Consider the following 17,861-nt stretch of genomic DNA (forward strand, 5'->3'; position numbering starts at 1 on the left):
CTAATATCCGAAATTTGATTATGGCTAAGGTCTAATGAAGTTAATCCCTTTAAGTCTTTTAAGAGGTGTATATCTTGTATGAGAAAAGTATTCCGAAAAAACATTAGATTAAAAAAGTGGTATTCGCCCCCTATTTTGAGATTCCGTAAATTTTTTAACGTAACAATGTCTTTTGTTATATAGGAAATCGTGTTAAGTTGCCCTTGATTTTTACTATATACCATTTTCTTTTTAGTAGTATCATACCACTTATTCGACAAAATCAGTGTTTCAATATGTGTGCATTCAAATAATTCAGGGATATCTCCTAAATTAGTGATACCACAATTTCCTAAATCCAAATAGGTAGTTTGACTTTCTAAGCATTCTTTTATAAGTTTTTTTGCTTGCGATACTAGTTTCATATTCTATTCCTCATTAATTGTAATTTAATTCTTTTTTAAAAATAAGCATTTTCTTCCAGTGTTACTTATTCATCTCAAATAATGATTTTTAGTATATATAGAGAGTTCCTGTTGTTTTTCTAAAAACACAATTTTTTCAGACACTCCTACACATAAGAATACTTCTCAAAACAGGTGCAAATTGCTTTCAAATATTTTATCTATACCAAACTGCTTTGATAGTGTAATCAATCTTAGAGAATTCTTTGCAAAGAAGCTAACTTTCTATAGATGTCCTATAAATTTATCTTTTTATAAATTTTAGATTGCCAATTCTTAAAATCACTTGTATAGTATTTAGAAAAACGCTTGTCAGAAACTCCACCAGCTATATTGGTAAAGATAATTTCATCAGACATATCTGTAACCATTCGAAAGGAAGGCGCAAAAGAAGTCTGTCGTCCATTGCTTTTATAAACTTGTCCTTGGTGTATTGTTGCTCTTCCTCCTGGTAAAGGATAAGGCCCTTTATTAAACCCTAGAAACTTAGGCAGCTTATCTCCTAGTAGAATATCTGTCAAATAGAATTGATTAAAGTCTCCCCAAGACTTGGCTGTTTTTTGTAAAGCTTTTTCTATTGCATTGCGATATACTTCCGTTTTGGTTTTATCTCCAAACCATTTTGATTGATCTGCTAACAAAATAGCATCAAAGTTGGCGTAAAAATCAATATAGACTCCTGTTTCATTTTGTAAAAAGTCATTGACTTCTTTTCCTAATGCTTCACCAAATATTTCTGCATAAAGCGTTCTATAAATGTGTTCAAATAGATAGGCTCCTTTTGAATCTGTTTCATAGCAGTAATTCCAATTTTGAAGAATCTCTCCGTTTTCAGTTTTTGGCAACAATGTCTTTATAAAAGGCATAAACTTTTCTGCTTGTAATGAATAGGTATCATAATGCATATCTTTTATATAGTTTATGGTGATCTTCTCTTTCTCTTTTAGCAGTTTACTTATTCTATCTGCTCTGTAATTTCCCATGGTTATAGTATGCGGATTCACCTGACCATATTTACTTAAATTTTCATTAGCAGTAGCAATGTATCCTTCTTCTGGGTTATAACGTCTGGGTAAATCAGAATGCGGGTAAAACCCTTGCCAATCATTTTCTTTTTTCCAACCAATTAATGGTACAAATCCATTGTTTCCATTTTTTCGTATTGGTAATAAACCTGACATTTGATATCCAATATTTCCTTGAAGGTCTGCTAGCACCCAATTAAATGACATTTCCAGTTTTCCAAGAGCGTCCATCCCTTCCTGTACACTTTTTACATTCCATAGCTTTAAGCCATTTTTTATTGAATCTGCACCTCCTAAACTTCCAGACCAACGATTTGCCAAGTAGAACCCTTCTTCAAAAGGATTACCTTCCAAAAACCCATGTTCATTTTCATAAACTATAAACTCAATATCAGAATCGTTTTTCCGATGTATTATTTCTTTACGAATTTTAAAATCATGCCATTCATTATCTTTCAAATATTTTCCATCTTTACAATGCTCAACCCAAGAATCCATAGCATCCATAAAAGTATAGGTTGCTCCCCAAGATAAATCTTTAGTTCTACCTATAAGCATAGCACTTATACCAGGCATTGTTGCTGTATAAGCCGCTTTATCATGTAGTTCAAATTGCATTTCATACCATACCGTAGGAATTCGATTTATTTCCAAATGAGGATCATTTGAAAGAATAGGCATTCCGCTTTGAGTTTTTTTACCAGCAACAACCCAATTATTTGACGCCATTAAAGGAGCTATAATACCATTCCACTTGACTGCATCAGGGACAATTTTACCGTTCAATTTTATTTTCTTAATTATATCTTCATCATAATTGTCTAAAATATCTGGAAACAGTTCTTCTAGCATTTCTCTAGGTGTTCCCTTCTGCACCATTTCTATAAAAAGTCTTTCTATTTCTCCTTGCGATTGTGCCAAGGTTAAATATCCGCTCATTCTCCCTAATAATAGTATATCTTCAATTTCCCAATCAAGCTTTTTATATTTTAAAAGATACTTAAATGCCAAAGGAGAATTTTTAGAAAATGATAATTTGACACCGTCACAATAGGCGTTTAATTTTTCTTTTTCTTCTTTGGTAAATTTATCAATTTCGCTTTCTAAGTTACCGTTCCAATTCATTTGTCTAAAAAAACGATCTATTTCAAGCATTTCAGGTTCGTTTGCCAGATGTTCTGAGGCAGTTCCTTGTCCTAAAATCCGCATTAGTAACATTTGTGATCCTCTATCCATCGCATGACAATATCCCATTCCAAAATAGATATCTAATTCATTTTTAGCAATCACTTTTGGGATTCCATGTGAGTTTCTAGCAATAGTAATTTGTTCTTTACCTTGAATATTCATAGTATCATTTTGACTAAAAATACAACTTTTCGAACAAAATTTAAGAAGCATTTAAAAGATATGAATACTCATTAAAAAATGTGTTTACTTCTTTCAAACTCTTCACGAAAAGTTCTATTATATAAACTTTAGAGCTATTAAGAAATTTCTTCTTAGTTAATACCTCAGCAGTTGTGTTCGGATTTTGTGTGAATAGCTGCTAACTCATACTAGAAAATAACATCTAAATAGAAAAAGTGATACCACTAACCTATTTCGAATATTAATTTTGAATATTTTTATTAACTATTTTTCTGAACTATCTAGTATTTTTTATCTACAATATATATCAGATAGAACCATCATTATACTCTCTGTATTATTTCTTATTTAAAGTCTGTATTAAAATAGCCTGACTTTGCAAATAGCAAGTCTACCTTAAAAAAAATAAACACAATAAAATACTTATTATCAAATAGTTACATCCTTTTTCAAGCAATACGTACCCTACGTAAATTGAAGTATCCATAGTGTAATATTGGTTTTCTTATTATAATTTGCGGTATAATTTTAAACATTTTAACCCCTATTATTTCGTTTTAATTATTGCATCCCATGAAAAAAATACTACTAATTATCCTAACCGTTCTGGTAAGTCACATAGCATTTTCGCAATGTATGGTAAAAGAGATTTCCTTGACAGAAAGAGTTCATAAAGCATCAATTATAATTGAAGGTGAAGTTATTTCGCAACAAGGTTATTGGGACGCTAAACGTCAAAACATTTTCACTGTTAATACCATAAAGCCTTTTAAAAATTTTAAAGGTACGTTACTTAATAATTCAACTATAGATGTCATTACTATGGGAGGAACTGTAGGTCTTACTAGATTAGATATTAGCAATGCTTTAAAACTTAACATTGGTGATGTTGGCTTGTTTATCTTGAAGGATTCGCCAGTATCGTTAACCAAAAGCGGGAATTTTTTAACCACTGTAGAAGGTACACAAGGATTTATAAAGTATGACCTGTTTGATGGTTCAGCTAATGATGGTTTTAAACGCTATCCTTCAGTAGAAAAACAATTATATGCACTCTTAGCATCTAAAGTAGGTAAAAACTTCTCTGTTTTAAAAAAAGTGAATTTATTTCAAAATAATAAAAATGTCCAGGTAAACTTTATTTCTAGCTATATTCCAACAATTGTAAATGCTGGAGTTAGCGAGGTGATTACTATTATTGGAAGTGGTTTTGGTTCCACTCAAGGGATCGTGCAATTTAGAGATAGTAATACAGGAGGAACAACTTGGCTTTCTGCCTTGGATAGTGATATTATATCATGGAGCAGTAGTCAAATTCAAGTAAAAGTAATTTCTGGAGCAAGTACAGGGGAAGTTAGAGTCCAAAACTCCAATAACCAAATTATAACAAGTATCAGTAACCAAATTTTAACAGTAAACTGGGCGCATAGTAACGTAGTATCTGATTTCAGTTCTAATACACCAATTAGTTATGAGACAAGTTTACGTGCTAAGGATGCTAATGGAGGTTATCAATTTAAATTTGCGCCTAACTTTAGTGCTACTAATGCACAAGCATCTTTTAATAGGGCTTTAGCAACATGGAATTGTGGTTCTGGTGTCAATTTTGAAAACTCGGGATCTACATCGGTAAATGTTCGTGCCTCTGATGGCACCAACGCAGTAATGTATATGAACACAGCACAAATTGTAGCTGGCGGAGGTAGTGCTAGTAGCTTAGCTTTTGCAGCAAGTTGGTATGTTGGATGTGATACTGGAAGTACTATAGAGTGGTATGTTAAGGAGATTGATGTTGTTGTTAATAGTGATAGAAATTGGTATTATGGTTTTGGAGATCCTGGAGATCCTACCAAGTATAGTTTTGAAACTGTAGCGTTACACGAACTCGGTCATGCACAACAATTGGGCCATGTAGCAGACCCAAATGATGTTATGTATTATGCCTTAGGAACCGGTGTAAGTCTTACAACTTTAACTCCAGAAACCTTAAATGGTGCAAATTACGTAATGAATAAAAGCACCACAACGTCTGTTTGTAGCCAACCCGTAATGACACCTTATGCTGGTTGTTGTAATGATCCAGAAGTTGCCTCACATTCTTCAGATGTTTTTAAATGTGTAGGCGAATCAGCATCTTTTTCAATAACTTCAAATTATGGAACAACTTTTCGATGGCAAGTAAACAATGGAAGTGGTTGGACCAATATTCAAGATACTAATACATCTTATAGTAATGCTAATACAATGGAACTTGATATTCTTGCTATTGAGGCAAACATGGATACGAATCGATACAGATGCGTTGTTTCTAATTCCTGTACAGCAACAGCAATTTCAAACGCTAGTACTTTAACTATAGAAGCTAGTCCAACAGCAACCTTGTCTGCTACCGCAGAAACAGCTTGTGAAAATAGTGACGGTACAATTACATTTACATTTCCTAATAATCCAGATCGTGGCGTTATTCGATTTAGTATCAATGGTGGTTCTAATTACAATTATAGTTATAATGACGATGTAGGGTCTGGAACTGTTACAAATCTAGCACCTGGAACGTATAGTGTTTACGCAAGATATGGTGACAATACTTGTAGTGCCGAAATAGGAGATATAACAGTTAATGAATATAATAACCCACAAGCTTCCGTGTCTAGTTCTACAGCTTCTGATTGCATTAATAACTCTGGTAGTGTAACGCTTACTTGGGTACAAGATCCAAATAGATCTAATATTGAATTCAGTATAGATGGAGGAAACACGTATCCCTATAATACATTACTTAGTGCCAACGAACTTACAATATCAAACTTATCTCCTGGGCTTAAAGACTTATGGGTACGTTGGGGTAATAACTCATGTCCTATAGATATGGAAGATGTTACTATAAATATTGCAAATTGTAATTTTTCTAATGGATTTACTACCACATGGAAAACAGATAATCCTGGAGACTCCGGAAACAATAGCATTACAATACCTACGGCAAATTCTGGAGTTTATAATTACTATGTAGATTGGGGAGATGGTGAAACAGATTATAATGTTACCGGAAGTATTACCCATACGTATGCTAGTATTGGCACCTATACAGTAAAGATCATAGGAGATTTTCCACAAATATATTTTAACAATTCTGGAGATAAGGAAAAAATTCTATCCGTAGAAAAATGGGGATCAATCAATTGGACAAGCATGTTTAGAGCCTTTTATGGCTGTAACAATTTAGTTGTAAATGCTAATGATAGTCCAGACCTTTCAGGAGTAACTTCATTGGCTGGTATGTTTTGGAAAGCTTCATCTCTTAATCAAGATATAAGTGCTTGGAATGTAAGCAACATTACTAATATGGGATACATGTTTAATGGTGCTACAAATTTCAATAAAGATATAAGTGGTTGGAATGTGAGTGCCGTTGAAAACATGTCGTATATGTTTAGGAGTGCATCTAACTTTAATCAAAATATAAGTAATTGGAATGTAAGTAATGTCTCAAATATGGCTAATATGTTTAGAAGTGCTTCTTCATTCGATCAAAATTTAGGAGCTTGGGATATCAGTAGTGTATCAAATATGAATTCTATGTTTATAGGTGTAAGCTTGTCTTTATCAAATTATGATAATACCTTAATAGGTTGGAACACCTTAAGCGCTACAGAAACACAAATACCTACAAACATTACATTTAACGGTGGTGCAAGTAACTTTTGCATTGGAGAAGACGCACGAACTAATTTAGATACTACACACAGTTGGACCTTTACAGATGGAGGAAAAGACTGCTCTTCAGCATTTATTACTACATGGAAAACAGATAATCCTGGTGTTTCTAATGCTAATAGTATTAGCATTCTAACAAATGGTGTAGATCCTTATAATTTTAATGTGAATTGGGGAGATGGTACAAATAGTAGTAATGTAACAAACAGTATCATACATCAATATGCTACTGCTGGAAATTATACGGTAACGATAACTGGTAACTTTCCATATTTTTGGTTTGGAAATACTGGTGATAAAGAAAAATTACTTTCTGTAGAACAATGGGGAAGCCAAGTGTGGAAAAGTATGGAAGATAGTTTCTTTGGCTGTACAAACATGGTCATCAACGCAACAGATACTCCTAACCTTTCGGAAGTCACTTCTTTTTTCCGTGTTTTTCGTGATGCTTCATCTATGAATCAAGATATAAGTAATTGGGATGTAAGTACAGTTACAAACTTTAGTCAAGCCTTTTATGGAGCTACTGTATTTAATCAAGATATAAGTACTTGGAATGTTAGTAATGCAATTGAGATGAATCAGATGTTTCGAAATGCTGTAGATTTTAATAAAGACATAGGAAATTGGAACGTGAGTAAGGTAGAATCTATGAATCAGATGTTTCGAGGTGCTACAGATTTTGATCAAAACTTAGAAGGTTGGGATATTAGTAGTATGCAAAGCATGACTTCTATGTTTACAAGTGCAAACTTATCTTTATCAAATTATGATAATACCTTAATAGGTTGGAATACTTTAAGTGCTACAGAAACACAAATACCAACAAATATTAACTTTAGTGGTGGCGCAAGTAAATACTGTGCGGGAGAAACTGCGAGAACCAATTTAATAGACACGTATGGTTGGACAATTACTGATGCAGGTAGTGATTGCCCAAAAATAGCGATCAAAGTATTTTTGCAAGGCGCAACTTTTAATCCCAATACAGGTGAAGAAACGTTAATGCGAGACGATTTACGCGTCGCTGGATTAATACCAACAACAAGTCCATATGCAGATGGTATTGTAGCAAATGCAACGGTCTTTAATACGGGCGGTACTTCAGGAGTTGGGCTTACACAAAATGATATTGTCGATTGGGTTTTGATTGAATTTCGTCATACTAGTAATTTCTTATTATCTATATCGAGTCAATCAGCATTATTACAACGCGATGGCGATGTTGTTGCTATTGATGGTATTTCAGACTTAGAACTAGATGTTCCAATTGGTGATTATTTTGTTTTAGTGAAACATCGCAACCATTTGGGCGTTATGACCCAAAATCCGATTACAGTCGATGCAGCTAGAGTCATAGTAGACTTTACAGATAGTACAACTAATAATCCGTTAACTTTCGGTTTAAATGCGCAAGCAGTTATTGCAGGTTCTCCTGATAAGTTAGCGCTTTGGTCTGGAAACACAAATGGAGATACATATGTACAATATACAGGCGCAACACCAGATGTCCCAAATATTTTGTCGACGGTATTAAATAGTCCAGGGAACTTTTTAAACTTTCCCACCTATTCATTTTCTGGATATAGTACAAATGATGTGGATATGAATGGAAGCATTCAATATAGCGGATCATCACCAGACACACCTTTTATATTACAAAATACGCTTTCGCATCCTGGGAATTTTTTAAATTTCAGTACGTTTAGGATACTAGAACAATTACCCGAAAACTAATTGCAATCTAATTTTTGTAAGATGCTATTAATACAATTGTAAGTTACAGTTATTCTTCTATAAATAGAAGTTCTCTATACGCTGTTGTCCAATTAAAAATAGCATCTACGCTTGTTTTCAACTCTAATTTCGTGATGATATTTGTTCTGTGTTTTTGTACCGTTCTTACAGAAATAAAAAGAGATTCAGCAATGTCTTTTGTCGTATATTTTTTAGCAATCAATCGTATTATTGTATGCTCTGAAGGTGATAATTTATGAAATTTTTCTAGCTCTGGTGAGATTTGATTTTCATAAACAGCATCAAATGTTTTACTAAAATAAGTCTCGCCATTACACAAGGCTTCTATACATTTTTCTATTTGGCTAAAAGGCTCATCTTTTAGTAAATAACCAGAAATATTTAATGTTTTAGCTTTAATAACATAGCGTTTCTCTTTATGAGAGGTTAACAATATAAATTTGGTTTTTAAGTGTGCGTCTCTACATTTCTTTATCACCTGAAAACCATTAAGTATTGGCATTTGTATATCTAAAATAGCAATAGCTGGTTTGTGCTTTAAAATAAGTTTTGCTGCGTCTTTACCATTTGTAGCAGTATCAATAACATTATAGTCATTGGATACCAATTCTTCGGTTAACCCTTTTAATAATAAAGGATGATCGTCTGCTATGATAATTTTAATTTCTTTGGGCATTTTATAATGGTATTTGAGCTGTAATCTTGGTTCCTTTTTTTAATTTACTATCTATGTTTAATTCGCCTTTTAATATCCGAATACGTTCATAAATTGTTTTAAGGCCTAAACTATTTTTAATTTTTGCATTGGTAAGATCGAATCCTTTTCCGTTATCTTCAATTGTTATTTTAATAAAACTGCGATTTTTTATAATGTTTACATACAATGCCTTAGCTTCTGCATGTTTTAAAACATTAGTAATGCATTCTTGTATAAAACGATAACAATTGAGCGCTTGTGCTTCATTAAAATAGTTGTCAATATTATGAATCTCCGCAGAAACGAATAGATTGGTTTGTTTGTCAATATCTAAAATTAATTGATCAATACTTTCAGTTAATCCAAGTTGTTTTAGCAAAGGCGGATATAAACCACGAGATAGCGCACGCACTTCTTCAAGAGTATTATGAGTAAGTGTTGTTATTTCTTCTTGCTCTATATTTTGAGCTTTTCTTTTAATCAACGTAAGTTGCTGACTAATGCTATCGTGAAGTTCTATTGCTATTCTACTACGTTCATTTTCTTGAGATTGAATTAATCCTTGTGAAAAGTTTTCTTGAAGATTTCTTTTAATCTGAGCCTGTTTTAAAAACCATAATAAAATTGAAATGATGATAAAAGAAATTAACGAAATAAACCACCAAGTTTTGTAAAAGAACTCTTTACTCACAATAGTTAGCTGTAATGTGTTTGCGATTTTTTTTCTTGAAAAATTTAAGACTTCAATTTCCAAATTATGACTTCCGGCTGCTAGATTTGGAATATGTATTAAATTTTGATGCTTTAAATCGATCCACTCTTTCTTATTTAAACGATATCTGTAATAATAGTTTTCCGTAATTTTATTTGCCTTCTTTAAGGCGAAAACAAGCTCTAAAGCTCTGTTCTCTGATGGTAACACAATAGGTTTGTTAGACGCTAAATCTAGACGATTAAAATTGGTTGCGTATTTTTTTAAGTTTTTATCATATTTATTAACCTTGAGCAGTATCAACTCTGCCGAATCTTTTTTTACAGTTACATCTTCTGGTCTAAAATAATTAAGTCCTTCAAGCGTCCCAACTAAAAAAGCATTATCCGTTGTTTTTAGTGCGCTATATCTATTGGCCTCATTATTACTTAAACCTTCATTTTCTGAAAATCGTGTTGTGGTTTTATCTTTTGGATTAAAAGCTACAACTCCATTAAACGTGTTAATCCACCAGATATCATTATTAAAAAGAATGCTTGCAATTCCTGCATTTAAGTCATCTTCATATACGGTTGTGAAGCTTTTATTTTTTTCATCAAATACAATTATTTTTCCACTTCTTGTTCCTACTAAATACCCATAATCTTTATGATAATCGCACATTAAAATATAGGAATCATCTAATTGAGATTTTTTATTATAAAAATTATGCTCTTTACTTTTTAAATTATACGTTACTAAGCCTTTGTTGGTTCCAGCAATAATTAAATTGCTGTTTTTTAATATTTCAATATCAATAATATCTAAAGAATCCGTTTTAAGTAAAGGTGTATGCGTTTTCGTTTTGGTGTTAAACTGCATAAGCATGTAATTGGTTGTACCATACACAATAGTACTATCATTAGGACGCGCTAAACAATTGGCAGGTGTGTGATTATACGTTTCTGTCTCAAATGTATGAGTGTCTACGCTTAAAATAGAAGCTCCACTATTACTCCATATACGATTATTTTCTTTAAACATATTTCTCGAAGAAACAGGCATAAAGGCTTTGTCTTTGTTTTTTAGTTCGACATGCTTAATTGTATTTTCAGAAGTATTCAATGCAAACCATCCAGATTCTTCCGTTGCTACTAGGTAGTTGTCAGCATCTAATTGACTTAGAGCTCGAATACTATGATCATTAAGATAGTTTTTTATTTGTTTTTTTGGAAATCTATAATAGTGCAATTCGTTGTTATAAATCACCCATACATCTTCTTTACTATTTTTAGATGTCGCCACAAATCCTTTCACTGTACTGTATTCGGTTTCCTCATACATGGTTTTCAAACCTGTTTCACCTAAAGTATCAAAACGTAGTTTGTTATCAATGGAAGATATGATAAGGTGGTTATTTACGTCATCAGTATATGTTTCAATAAATTTTTTATGTAATGTTTTGTTTGCAGTTTCACAAGGTAAAATCTCTTTAGTGTTTTCATTTATATAATGCAACTGAGAACTATCATTTATAAAGCAATAGAACGTATTATTAACCTTAAATAAGTTTGTGATCCAGTATTTGGATTCATTTTCAGTTTTAAAAGAATCTGAACCAATTGTTTTTAATAAATTCCCTTTCCAATCGAACATCATAATAGGAAAGCTATCATCTCCAATGATACAAAAGTCTTTAAAGTAAATAAATTGCGTAGAAGAGTCTATTAAAAACTCATTCTCAGTATTCGTAAAAGTAAATACAGGCTTTAGGCTAAGATCCTTAAGAATTATATTTACTGTTATTTCTTGTTTTTTTTGTGACAAGATATAGTCTTTATAATTGTATCTAAAAACCTCTGAGAGTCGCGTGGGACCCGAAAATTCACCATTTGTGTCTATTCTTGTAAACTTTGTTGTTACAGGATCAAATAAAAATAGAATATGTTCAAAAGATGTTACTGCTTTTATATAAAATTTACCATCAGTACGTTTATTAATATGTGCTATCTTGGTTATTGGTTGCTCTAAAACGGGCAACGGAATGTTATGAAACGTATTTCCATCAAAACGTTGTAATGTTAATTTCTCCTTATTTACAACAATAGTTCGTACATTATAATTAACGCCGCCTAACCATAAAAAGCCGTCATTATCTAAACACATTGTAGCAATGAAGTCTAATTTCAGACCATCATTTTTGGTGTAGGTTTTTTTATGTAATCTACTTGATTGAGAAAAGGAAAAAACAGAGAATAATAAAAAAAAGTATAAAAGACTTTTACTCATTATGACTAAATTGAGTTACTATTTTAAATTGAGTATGTCTGTAGACTGGACTTTTATCATTACTGAACTTAAGAATAAAAAACTGGGGCGATTTTTGTAACATAATTTGGGGAATTACAAGTTTAACTTAGTATAAATACTTAATGAAAAATATTAAAAACTAATGTTTAATACAAATTGATAACGATACAAGTAACGCTTTTTAAATCTTAGAATGAAAAACTTAAGCATATATCTTTCAAATAGTTATTATTTAATCGTTAACAAAATACAAATAATAAACAATCAGTATTTTGTAATTAGCAATCGTAGATTTATGAATTTGATGGTATCTATTCAATTATTCTGTGAATAATTACATAAGCTCCCATTCTACTCTGTTGTTCAAAATCATCATCACAAATATCCCAATATCCATCAAGAAACTCTACTTCAAGCGTGGCGGTTTTAATTTCTTTATCTATAGTAGAGAGGTGATTTTCTAAATCTTCACTACTAATTTTACTCTCACAGAATTTTATATAATAATCTTGAATAGAACGTCGGAGATACATTTCTTTATGCGATGTCTTCTCTCCATTTTTTTTAACGAAACTTTTAATAACTACAGGACTTGATATTATATATTTTCCTTCGCTAGACGATATATCTTTTGTTTTATTAGTTGTCATAATTACTTTCTTTTGACTTAAACAAGACCATGTGAATAAACAAATGATACACGCTAATATACACAAACCAAATTTTACTTTTCTCATGCTTCACTATTTATGAACGTAAACATACGGAGTTCTTTTTTTACCAACTTATATTATCCAATTGAAACAAGTGTGTTTCAATTAGCTCTCTCGCTAACTCTTCATCATCAACCATAAGACATTTATAGATAACTATCATCCTTCTCAACTCATAAAAAAATGCTAAAAAAACGACTTAGATGTTAATTAAAAACTAAACAGCACGCTGCTTTCTTTCTTCAAAGGAATTATTCTGATATTTAAAAATCTAAACTAGAAAATGAATAAGCAAGTTCAAGAATTAGGAACAGAAAAGATAAGCAAGCTAATCTTAAAACAAGCCATACCTGCATCAATTGGTATCTTAGTCATGTCTATAAATATGATTGTAGATACTATTTTTGTTGGTCGTTGGATTGGCGTTATGGCAATTGGTGCAATTACGGTTGTATTGCCAATCGTATTTTTACTTTCTTCTATCGGTATGGGAATTGGAATTGGAGGAAGCTGTATCATATCGAGAGCATTAGGCGCAAAAGATAATTCGAAAGCATTTCAAGTCTTTGGAAATCAAATAAGTTTAACAGTTGGTTTGTCGCTGCTTTTCGTGTTTATGGGAACTTTCTTTTGCTTGCCAATACTTCAACTATTTGGAGCAAATGGAGGAATTGTTGCCCCTGCACAAGAATATTTTCATGTGATTATTTGGGGAGTTCCTTTTTTCACTTTCGCAATGATGGGAAATTCGGTAATAAGAGCAGTTGGAAAGCCTAATTACGCCATGCTTACCCTAATTTTTCCAGCGATTACAAATATACTTTTAGATATTCTTTTTATTAAATATATGGATTTAGGCATCTATGGTGCTGGTTTAGCAACAGCTATATCTTATTCCGTTTCTGGATTGTTTGTATTATGGTTCTTTCTTTCAAAAAAATCTGAATTAAAAATCATCCCAAAGCATTTCATAATTAATCTTCCCATTCTAAAAGAAATCATTGCTTTAGGAGGCGTCACTATTGCGCGACAAGGAACAATTAGCCTATTAATAATCATCTTAAATTATACTTTATTTAAATATGGCGGAGAAGTTTCAATAGCAATTTATGGTATTATTAATCGTGTAATGATGTTTGCCTTATTTCCTGTTTTAGGAGTAATTCAAGGATTTTTACCAATTGCAGGTTATAATTATGGAGCAAGTAATACTGGTAGAGTAAAACAAACCATAAATACGTCTATCGCTTTTGGAACTGGAATTGCAACAGTAATTTTTATCTTAATTATGATGTTCCCAACAGAAATGGTTGGAATTTTTACAGAAGATGAAAAATTACTAAAATTAACGCCCAACGCTCTTATGATTGCTTTCTTAGCAACGCCAGTAATTACGACACAATTAATAGGTTCTGCGTATTTTCAAGCAGCCGGAAAAGCTGTTCCTGCACTATTCTTAACGCTATTAAAACAAGGAGTATTCTTAATTCCTTTGGTATTTATTTTACCACTGTATTTCTGCGTAAATGGTGTCTGGATGTCTTTCCCCATTGCCGATATACTATCTACTTTAGTTACCTATATATTTCTAAAAAAGGAGATGAAACGCTATTTAAACGAGCCTAAATTAATAGAAAGTAAATAACAACTCTTTTAGTCTACTTCAAACGGTTTTCCAATCTGAGATTATTCTAGTTTGTCTATAAAAAATAATACTAGAACTACATTCAATTAAATTTGACGCTTAAGTTCATAGGTCTTTTTAAAAGTTGAAACGCCTTCCGTATACTACTAAGAAGGTGTTCACACTTTTTATTAAAACATGAAAAAATTAATCATAATCGTGTAGCAATTAGCGCTATCAATCGTCTTTCTAATTCAAACAATCAAAAAGAAATATATTATGAAAAAAATAGCATTAACAATTCTTCTCCTTATACCTATACTCCTTTTTTCGCAATCAAACAATAATTCAAAAAAAATAGTAATGGTCGTAAGTAGCTATGGAAAAGATATGGGAGCAACAAGACCTGGTTATGAATTTGATGAGTTTTCTCAAGCCTACTTAATCTTCAAAAACAATAATCTTTCCATAGATATTGCAAGTCCAAAAGGAGGAAAAGTTGAAGCAGATAAATTCAACAAAGACAAAACATATAACAAAGCAATTTTAAACGACAAAGCTGTACTAAGCTTATTAGACAACACAAAAACTACAGCAAGTATAGATCCTGAAAAATACGATGCTATCTATATTGTTGGCGGAAAAGGTGCAATGTTCGATTTGCCTTTTGATCCTTCTCTTCAAGACATTGTACTGAATCTTTATAATAGAAAAGAAACCGTTATTTCTTCTGTTTGCCACGGACCAGCGTCCTTTGTGAATATTAAAAATAATGATGAATATATTGTAAAAGATGTCGAATTAACGAGTTTTTGCAATATAGAAGAAGAGCTATTTGGTAAAAAATGGGTGAAAGAATTTCCTTTTAAATTAGAAGATAAACTAAAATCTAGAGGAGCTATTTTTTCTCAAACAGATTTTATGCTGTCGAATGTTTCTGTTTCTGGGAAATTTATTACTGGGCAAAATCCATACTCTACAACAAGATCTGCCGAAGAAGTTGTAAAAGCACTCGGAATAAAACCTGCTAAAAGAACGTTATACAAGGATGAAAAAAGCGCTTATTTATTACAAGATTTATTAGACAATAAAGTAACAAGCAAATGGGCAAAAAAAGAACTAGCTGAAAATGAAGAAAGTTATAACATGCAGTTAATTGCAATTTATGGATATTACAAAATACAAGCTGCAAAAAAAGACAAAGACCAATTAAAAAAAGGTGTTGAATTAGTTGAATTGTCTTCTCCGTACTTTTTTAATGAAAATTTACAGTTAGTAGCTGCTAGAACATATGTAACTTTAGACAAAAAAGAAAAGGCTAGACATATATTAAATGATTTGATAGCTAAAGATTTAGTAAAAGAAAAAGCAGAAAAACTACTTAAAGAAGTAGAATAATAACATATATACTCATGATGCTTCATTTTTATAGTTTGATTTTAAATAGAATTAAAACGATTTCATTAGTACTCTTAGTAATAACGTGTGCTAATAAAAGTAACGCACAAAATACCTCAACTCCTGTTGATGTTAAAGAAAATTTAATCGCTACGTTAGATACTATCTGGCAAACAGAACAAACTCCTATTCGCTTAAGAGATTCTTTGATAAACATTTATGGAGCAGAATCTAAAGAAGCAGATGTGTATCAAAAAATATACAGAAAGAATCATGCGGTTAATATCAAAAAGGTTAAAAAAATCTTGAATAAGTATGGTTGGCCAGAACCGACTCTTATAGGAGAAAGAGGCAATAGAACTATTTGCAATGTATTGCAGCATGCCGATCAAAAAACTAGAGAGCACTATATTCCTTTAATGAAGCAAGCTGTGTTAGACAAAAAATTAGAAGCAAGATATCTAGTTCGGGCTGAAGATAGAATTGCAACTGATAAAGGAGAATTACAGATCTACGGCGGACAAATGAAATATTATCCTGAAACGAAAAGTTTTAATGTTTGGCCAGTTTTTGATCCTGCAAATATTGATAAAAGAAGAGCGAAAATTGGATTAGAACCTATCGCTATATTTTTAAAAAATAGATTCAATTTTGAATGGAATCTGGAAGAACAAATAAAACGAAGTATCGAATTTGAAAAGAAACGAAAACAAGTTAAAAACTAAGACATATTGATATTTCTTTAAATTTCTATTTAAAACAAAAAACCAACATCGCTGTTGGTTTTTTTATGTTATAAGTGTATTTTATTATCGAATTAATGAAAAGTGTCCCATTTTTCGTATACCATTTTTAAGCTCTATTAAAAACCAATAATCAGATGATGGTAATTTGCGTCCACGGTAGAGTCCATCCCAAGCAGGGTTGTTTTTGTGCAAGGCTGCAATGGTTTTTCCATATCTATCAAAAATGACAACACTATACTCCTGCTCTTTTATTCCTCGCAATTGCCAAGAGTCATTATAACCATCACTATTAGGCGTAAAAAATTTCATATAGTCAATAATACAAACCTCAGCTTCTAAAATTCCGCAACCGTTTATTTCTCTAACATAAACCGTATACATGCCGCCTTGTAAATTTGTAAATAAAGGACTGTCTTGAAACGTTGTTCCATTTAAAGAATACTCGTATGTTAATCCTGTGGTTATGATGATTTCAATAGTATTATTTTCACTTAGTTCGATAATATTGATACTATAGTCTACAATAGGAATTCCAGGAATAATAGAGATATCAACTATTGCTGTTTCGTCTCCACAAATAGCATTCGGAACTGTATACGTATATTGTCCAGCTTGATCCACTAAAGGATCAAATGTATTATTCCCGCTTGCTAAAGAAGGTGTCCAATAACCGTTAGTATCAGGATTTCCATTTAGACGATCTACCAAACTAAAAGGAGTTTCATTAGCGCATATTTCTAGCGTTGTATCTACGCCTGCATTTGATAGGTTTTCTATAACCACTTCTACTTCAGAAGATACATCACCACAATTAGCATTTATCAAACTATAGGTATAAACGCCTTGCGGATCAATTTGAGGATTGAATATTGAAGTTCCACTCGCTAAACTTGGTGACCAAACTCCTCCAGCATCTTCTCCTATTAGAATAGAATTTAAATCGAATAAAGCAGCGTCTTCACATATCGTGATATTAGCGCCAATACCTGCGTTGGAAGTCGTATTAACGATTACATTCATCGTAGCCGAACTTGCGCCGCAATTAGCATTAGAAACTGTATACACATACGTTCCCGATCCATCTAAAAGAGGATTAAAAATATTACCTCCCGATGCTAATTGAGGTGACCAAGTTCCTAAAAGATCTGGAGTTCCTGATAGTTGATCAAAAAGACTTATAGGATTGTCCGATGTACACAAAGTCAAATCTCCTCCTACTCCAGCATTAGGTGTTTGCCATATTGTAACATCAACTGCTGCTGAATAAATTCCACAAGGTCCATTATTTATTGTATATGTGTATGTTCCTGAATTGTCTGTTGCAGGATCAAATATTCCTGTTCCACTTGTTAAGGCTGGACTCCATGT

The 17,861-nt window shown here is 32.0% G+C and carries 10 protein-coding genes; 4 read left to right on the plus strand and 6 right to left on the minus strand.

Translation table 11 applies throughout. The features are described from left to right. Positions 1–404 (minus strand): hypothetical protein (locus ACRBBL_RS17970; protein WP_431370464.1); only part of this gene is annotated, 404 nt, incomplete at its 3' end. A 275-nt stretch (positions 405–679) separates the two neighbouring features. Then, positions 680–2,818: a penicillin acylase family protein gene (locus ACRBBL_RS17975; RefSeq protein ID WP_431370465.1), complete on the minus strand. Its 2,139-nt coding sequence runs from the start codon at positions 2,816–2,818 to the stop codon at positions 680–682. A gap of 594 nt (positions 2,819–3,412) precedes the next feature. On the opposite strand from ACRBBL_RS17975, the gene ACRBBL_RS17980 reads away from it, so the two are divergent. Then, complete coding sequence (locus ACRBBL_RS17980; protein WP_431370466.1) at positions 3,413–8,293, plus strand: BspA family leucine-rich repeat surface protein; 4,881 nt, start codon at positions 3,413–3,415, stop codon at positions 8,291–8,293. 49 nt (positions 8,294–8,342) lie between these two features. Here ACRBBL_RS17980 and ACRBBL_RS17985 read toward each other — a convergent pair whose 3' ends face one another. From ACRBBL_RS17985 to ACRBBL_RS17995, 3 genes are all read right to left on the minus strand, one after another. Beyond that, positions 8,343–8,990: a response regulator gene (locus tag ACRBBL_RS17985; protein WP_431370467.1), complete on the minus strand. Its 648-nt coding sequence runs from the start codon at positions 8,988–8,990 to the stop codon at positions 8,343–8,345. Position 8,991: 1 nt separating this feature from the next. Further along, positions 8,992–11,991: a sensor histidine kinase gene (locus tag ACRBBL_RS17990; RefSeq protein WP_431370468.1), complete on the minus strand. Its 3,000-nt coding sequence runs from the start codon at positions 11,989–11,991 to the stop codon at positions 8,992–8,994. 332 nt (positions 11,992–12,323) lie between these two features. Continuing rightward, positions 12,324–12,749, minus strand: a complete 426-nt coding sequence (locus tag ACRBBL_RS17995) for a hypothetical protein (protein WP_431370469.1) — start codon at positions 12,747–12,749, stop codon at positions 12,324–12,326. 259 nt (positions 12,750–13,008) lie between these two features. Here ACRBBL_RS17995 and ACRBBL_RS18000 point away from each other — a divergent pair, with 259 nt between their 5' ends. The 3 genes from ACRBBL_RS18000 to ACRBBL_RS18010 all read left to right on the plus strand — a co-directional run bounded on the left by ACRBBL_RS18000 (position 13,009) and on the right by ACRBBL_RS18010 (position 16,472). After that, positions 13,009–14,370 carry an MATE family efflux transporter gene (locus tag ACRBBL_RS18000; protein ID WP_431370470.1) on the plus strand — a complete coding sequence of 454 codons (1,362 nt, stop codon included), beginning with the start codon at positions 13,009–13,011 and terminating at the stop codon, positions 14,368–14,370. Between the two features lie 258 nt (positions 14,371–14,628). Next, entirely contained in the window at positions 14,629–15,747 is a 1,119-nt protein-coding gene (locus ACRBBL_RS18005; protein ID WP_431370471.1) for a type 1 glutamine amidotransferase domain-containing protein, read from the plus strand. A 14-nt stretch (positions 15,748–15,761) separates the two neighbouring features. Beyond that, positions 15,762–16,472: a DUF6624 domain-containing protein gene (locus tag ACRBBL_RS18010; protein ID WP_431370472.1), complete on the plus strand. Its 711-nt coding sequence runs from the start codon at positions 15,762–15,764 to the stop codon at positions 16,470–16,472. A gap of 84 nt (positions 16,473–16,556) precedes the next feature. On the opposite strand, the gene ACRBBL_RS18015 is transcribed toward ACRBBL_RS18010, so the two are convergent. Continuing rightward, the coding region (locus ACRBBL_RS18015; RefSeq protein ID WP_431370473.1) for a T9SS type B sorting domain-containing protein at positions 16,557–17,861 on the minus strand (1,305 nt) is incomplete at its 5' end.

This window comes from Kordia sp. (genome assembly GCF_050633145.1).
Classification (GTDB): domain Bacteria; phylum Bacteroidota; class Bacteroidia; order Flavobacteriales; family Flavobacteriaceae; genus Kordia.